At 71.5% G+C, this 4,825-nt stretch carries 4 protein-coding genes and 1 pseudogene; all 5 read left to right on the plus strand.

Annotated features, from left to right (window positions below; all coding sequences use genetic code 11):
• Nucleotides 1-14 precede the first annotated feature (14 nt).
• Nucleotides 15-179 (plus strand): phosphate acyltransferase, encoded by a 165-nt coding sequence (locus AC3XYG_RS33285; protein WP_489144182.1) that lies wholly within the window; start codon nucleotides 15-17, stop codon nucleotides 177-179.
• A 126-nt stretch (nucleotides 180-305) separates the two neighbouring features.
• The gene (ppa, locus tag AC3XYG_RS33290) at nucleotides 306-854 is read left to right on the plus strand and encodes an inorganic diphosphatase (protein WP_489144179.1); all 549 of its coding nucleotides are present in this window, start codon (nucleotides 306-308) and stop codon (nucleotides 852-854) included.
• Between the two features lie 205 nt (nucleotides 855-1,059).
• Nucleotides 1,060-3,534 (plus strand): bifunctional acetate--CoA ligase family protein/GNAT family N-acetyltransferase, encoded by a 2,475-nt coding sequence (locus AC3XYG_RS33295; protein ID WP_489144180.1) that lies wholly within the window; start codon nucleotides 1,060-1,062, stop codon nucleotides 3,532-3,534.
• A 145-nt stretch (nucleotides 3,535-3,679) separates the two neighbouring features.
• On the plus strand, nucleotides 3,680-4,150 hold the full coding sequence (locus tag AC3XYG_RS33300; protein ID WP_489144181.1) for a lytic transglycosylase domain-containing protein: 471 nt from the start codon (nucleotides 3,680-3,682) through the stop codon (nucleotides 4,148-4,150).
• Between the two features lie 12 nt (nucleotides 4,151-4,162).
• Nucleotides 4,163-4,825 (plus strand): annotated as a pseudogene (locus tag AC3XYG_RS33305) (hypothetical protein); the annotation flags it as partial.

Here is a 4,825-nt window from a genome sequence, read left to right on the forward strand (position 1 = left end):
TGAACGCGGCCAACATCGGCGCCAAGATGATCCAGAAGCTGGCCGGCGCCTCGCTGATCGGGCCGCTGCTGTGCGGCCTGGAGAAGCCGGCCCAGGTGGTGCAGATGGGCGCGACCGTGACCGAGATCGTCACTGCCGCGGCACTGGCCGCCTACGACGCGCTGCCGCAGCGGCGGTAGTTCCCTCGCTGCAGCGCACAAAAAAGACGGGGCGATCCGCTTCGGCGGAATGCCTCGGCACTAGCCCTGGGGCGCGGTCCGCATTATGGTCCGCGCCCATACCCCTTCGGAACGACCAGGGCCGTCATGGATATCAACAAGATCCCGGTGGGCGTGAACCCCCCCTTCGACGTCAACGTCCTCATCGAGAACCCGATGGGCGGGGTGCCGGTGAAGTACGAGCTCGACAAGGAGTCGGGCGCGATGTTCGTCGACCGCTTCCTGCACACCGCGATGGCCTATCCCGGCAATTACGGCTTCATCCCGCACACCCTGTCGGGTGACGGCGACCCGGTCGACGTCATCGTCGTCGGGCGCGAGCCGGTGATGCCCGGCGCGGTGCTGCGCGCCCGCCCGGTCGGCGTGCTGCTGATGGAGGACGAGGCCGGCGAGGACGAGAAGATCCTGGCCGTGCCGGTGTCGAAGCTGCACCCCTACTATGCCAAGGTGCAGAGCTACGAGGACCTGCAGGAGATCCTGCGCGACCAGATCTCCCATTTCTTTGCCCACTACAAGGACCTGGAAAAGGGCAAGTGGGTCCGGATCATGGGCTGGGACGGGCCGCAGCGCGCCGCCGAGATGATCGTCGCCGGCATCGAGCGGGCGAAGGCCGACAAGAAGTCCGCCGCCGAGTAACGCTACCCGTCCTTCCGACATCGACTTTTCCAACCTCCCCCACCCGTCATCCCCGCGAAAGCGGGGATCTCGCTATGCCTTGGCCGAACGGAGATTCCCGCTTTCGCGGGAATGACCGCGAAGGGAAGGACCCGCGAACATCGCCGCTTGAGCCTTGCGACCCTGTCGGTCACCCTGGCAGGCTGACACCTGCCGGGAGCGTGCGATGTCGATCCGCAACCTGGATGCCCTGTTCCGCCCGGCGTCGATTGCCCTGATCGGGGCCGATGCTGGCGCCGTCGGTGCCGTCCTGGCCCGCAACCTGCTCGCCGGCGGCTTCAGCGGCGCGGTGATGTCGGTTGATCCGAACGCGCCGTCGACCGGCAGCATCCCGGCCTATGCCTCCGTCGCGGCGCTGCCGATGGCGCCGGATCTGGCGGTGATCGCGGCCGCCCCGGCCACCTTGCCCGGGCTGGTCGCCGAACTGGGCGCCCGCGGCACCCGCGCCGCCGTGGTGGTCGGCAATGGCGCAACCATGGACGCCCCGCTGCGCCAGGCGATGCTGGATGCGGCCCGGCCGCATCTGCTGCGGATCCTCGGGCCCGACAGCCTGGGCCTGATGGCGCCGCATCACGGCGTCAATGCCGGTCTGGCCCCGGTCGCGCCGCTGGCCGGCGACCTGGCCTTCGTCAGCCAGTCGGGCGCCATCGCCGCGGCGATGCTGGACTGGGCGACCCATCGCGGCATCGGCTTCAGCCATGTCGTGGCGCTGGGCGACATGGCCGATGTCGATTTCGGCGACATGCTGGACTGGCTGGCCGCCGACGCCCACACCCGGGCCATCCTGCTGTATGTCGAGACCATCACCGAGGCCCGCAAGTTCATGTCGGCCGGCCGCGTCGCCGCCCGCACCAAGCCGGTGGTGGTGATCCGGCCCGGCCGGCGCGAGATCGCGCCCGACGCGGACGGCGGCCTGGCCGGCCCGGATGCAGTCTACGACGCCGCCTTCCGCCGCGCCGGCATGCTGCGGGTGTTCGACCTGGCCGAGCTGTTCGACGCGGTGGAGACCCTGGCCAGCGGCCTGCGGGTCGAGGGTGAGCGGCTGGCGATCCTGACCAATGGCGGCGGCATCGGCACGCTGGCGGCCGAGGCGCTGGTCGATGCCGGCGGCACCGTGGCCCGGCTGGCGCCGGCAACCGTGACCCGGCTGGCCGCCCTGCTGCCGTTCGGACCGGACCGTGGCGGCGGCGCGGTCGACCTGGGCGATGCAGCACCTGGCGACCACTTCGACCGCGCGCTCGACGCGCTGCTGGCCGATCCCGGCAAGGATGCCGTGCTGGTGATGAACGGGCCGAGCGCGATCGCCGACCCGGCCGAGGCGGCGCGGGCGGTGATCCGGTCGGTGGCCGAGGCGGCGAAGCGCGACGGCCGGCGTCCGCCGGTGCTGACCAGCTGGCTGGGCGAGACCTCCGCCGCCGTGTCCCGGCGGCTGTTCGCCGAGGCGCGGATCCCCGGCTACGCCACCCCCGGCCAGGCGGCGCGCGCCTTCATGCATCTGGCCCGGCACCGCCGGAACCAGAGGCTGCTGATGGAGACGCCGCCGGCGCTGCCGGAGGATTTCCTGCCCGATCCTGCCGCCGCGGCGGTGGTGATCGCGACGGCGCTGGCCGAGGGCCGGGCGGAGCTGTCCGAGCCCGAGGTCCGGGCGGTGCTGGAGGCCTACCGCATCGCGGTGGCGCCGGCCGGCAGCGTGGCCGGGCCGGAGGCGCACCCGCTGGTGCTCGGCATCGGCGAGGACCGGCTGTTCGGCCCGATCCTGGCCTTCGGCCAGGGCGGCCCCGCCGCCGGCATGCTGCGCGACAGCGCCGTGGCCCTGCCGCCCCTGAACGCCGTACTGGCGCGCGAGCTGATGGCCCGCGCCCGAGTCTGGCGGCTGCTGCAGGGCTATCCCGGCCGGCCGGCGGCCGACCTGGACGCCATCGCCCTGACCCTGGTCAAGCTGTCCCAGCTTGCCGCCGACCTGTCTGAGGTGGCGGCGCTGGAGATCAACCCGCTGCTGGCCGACGCCGCCGGCGTGGTCGCGCTCGACGCCCGCATCCAGGTGCGGCCGCCGCTGCCGGCCGGCACGCCGCGCTTCGCCATCCGGCCCTATCCGCAGCGGCTGGTCCGGCACTTCGCGCTGCGCGACGGGCGGGAGATCACGCTGCGGCCGGTGCGGCCGGAGGACGAGCCGGCGATCCGCGAGATGCTGCAGCGGTCGACGCCGGAGGATGTGCGGCTGCGCTTCTTCAGCACCATGCGCAGCTTCAGCCACGAATTCGCGGCACGGCTGACCCAGATCGACTACGACCGCGAGATGGCGCTGGTGGCCGAGGCCGGGGAGGAGGACCGGCGGGTGCTGCTGGGCGCCGTCCGCATCGTCGCCGACCCGGATGGCGAGACCGCCGAATATGGCATCATGGTCCGGTCCGACCTCAAGGGCGTGGGGCTGGGCCACCGGCTGATGACCGAGATCATCGGCTACGCCCGGGAGCGCGGATTGCAGCGGATCTTCGGCGAGGTGCTGCGTGAAAATGTCACGATGCTGCGCATGGCCGGGGAGTTCGGCTTCGCCCGCGAGGACGTGCCGGACGAGCCCGGCATCGTGCATGTGACGATTTCGCTCGACGATTTGCCCGCTCTCAGTCAGCATCCTGCCTGAATTCCAGCCCAGTCGGGGGATTGTTGGCTGGCGTTTTCTTCTTTGAATGAAGGACTTGTCCGTATAAGTTAACGGCCTGCGTTAATTATTGGGGTCTGCAGCGCCGCTGCCGGCCTTTCGGTTTTGGGGGAGCATGGAGGGGACGATGCCAGGGACAACCCGCTGGATCAGGTCGGTTGCGGCCACCGCGCTGCTCGCAGGGCTTCTCGCGGCCTGCGCCCAGACGCCGAAGCCTAAGGCCGTGGTCGCCAGTGGCCCCTGGGGTCCGGAGATCCAGGAGGCGTCCCAGCGCTTCAACGTTCCCGAGCAGTGGATCCGCGCGGTGATGCAGGTGGAAAGCGGCGGCCAGACCCATTGGAAGGGTGGCCAGCCGATCACCAGTTCCGCCGGCGCCATGGGGCTGATGCAGGTCATGCCCGGCACCTATGACGAGCTGCGCTACGCGCACGGGCTGGGCGGCGACGCCTACAACCCGCATGACAACATCATCGCCGGCACCGCCTATATCCGCGAGATGTACGACCTGTACGGCTATCCCGGCTTCCTCGGCGCCTACAATGCCGGGCCGGAGCGGTACCGCCAATATGTCGAGGAAGGCCGGCCGCTGCCGCGCTAGACCCGGCGCTACATGGACGTCATCTCCTCCGAGATCGACAGCAACACGCCGCGCGGCGGCCCCGATCGGATGACCCAGTACGCGGCCGCCCAGATCCAGCAGCAGATGCCGATGCGCAGCACCACCGTGGTCGCCGCGATGAAGCCGATCCCCGACGGCTCGTCGTATGGAAGCGCCGGCACCACCGTGGTTGCGGCGATGCGGCCGATCCCCGACGGATCCTCCTACGGCAGCGCCGGCACCACCGTGGTCGCCCAGATGCAGCCGATCCCGGATGGGTCGAGCGCTTTCCGCCCAGTGGTCCAGAGCCCGGTGGCCCAGGGCCCCGTGGCGGCCCTGGCCGCCCGCGTGGTGCAGCCCGCCCCGGTGCGGATGCAGCCGATCCCCGACAGCAGCACGCAGGTGGCGGCCGCCGCCCCGGTCGCCCGAGTGGTCGTGCCGGCACCGGTCCGCATGGCGCCGATCCCCGACGGCAGCAGCCAGGTCGCCAGCGCGGCACCGATCGCCCGCACCGTCCTGCCGGCCCCGGTCCGCATGGCGCCGATCCCGGATGCACAGCCGGTGGCCCGTGCCCCGGCTCCTGCTGAGGTGCGCGTCGCCGCCGCCACCCCGACGCCTGCCCCGGCCCCGGCCCGCACCGTCGCCGCCCCGGTCCGCATGGCACCGATCCCCGAC

The sequence above is a fragment of the Inquilinus sp. genome (assembly GCF_057815775.1).

Bases quoted from the DNA above. Each gene is read 5' to 3' on its own strand.
- ppa (WP_489144179.1), top strand. From the start codon at position 306: ATGGATATCAACAAGATCCCGGTGGGCGTGAACCCCCCCTTCGACGTC.
- AC3XYG_RS33295 (WP_489144180.1), top strand. From the start codon at position 1,060: ATGTCGATCCGCAACCTGGATGCCCTGTTCCGCCCGGCGTCGATTGCC.
- AC3XYG_RS33300 (WP_489144181.1), top strand. From the start codon at position 3,680: ATGCCAGGGACAACCCGCTGGATCAGGTCGGTTGCGGCCACCGCGCTG.